We start from the raw sequence: 531 nt of genomic DNA on the forward strand, positions 1-531 counted from the left end.
TACCACCCAAATTTCTTATAGCCTTGCTTATTGTGTCTCTATGTAGATGTCCGTTTGCATTAAGGGCTGGAAAGACAAATGGGCTATCAATAATTTTAAACATATGTTGTTCTTTTAATATTTTAAGAGCGTAAGAGCTTAGAGGAAGTTCGTGGGTTGATTTAGTTTTCATCTGGTTTGCCGGAATAGTCCAAATTTTATTTTCTAAATCTATATCACTCCATTTAGCACTAGCTGTATTAAATGGGCGATTAACGCAAAGAATTTGTAGATAGATAGCTCTTTTAGTTGATAAATCAAGCTTATTATCCATCTTTAAATCTATTATAAACTCTTTAATTTTTTCTTTATCGGTTAAGGCTGGAAGTCTAGTATCTACAAATTTATCAAGCGTAAAGCGACTAGCAGTAGGAAATGCTCTATGTAACTCTTTGCTTGGATTATAGGTGATATACTCATCTCTTTGAGCTAGGCTAAAAACTTTATCAATATCATTGATTAAGCGATGGATTGTCTCTAATCTTGAAGTGC

General features: G+C 33.0%; 1 protein-coding gene. It reads right to left on the reverse strand.

The genetic code is table 11. The features are described 5' to 3' along the window. Positions 1–531 (reverse strand): tyrosine-type recombinase/integrase (locus CCAL9328_RS10730; protein ID WP_170000647.1); only part of this gene is annotated, 531 nt, incomplete at both ends.

The organism is Campylobacter sp. RM9328 (genome assembly GCF_012978615.1).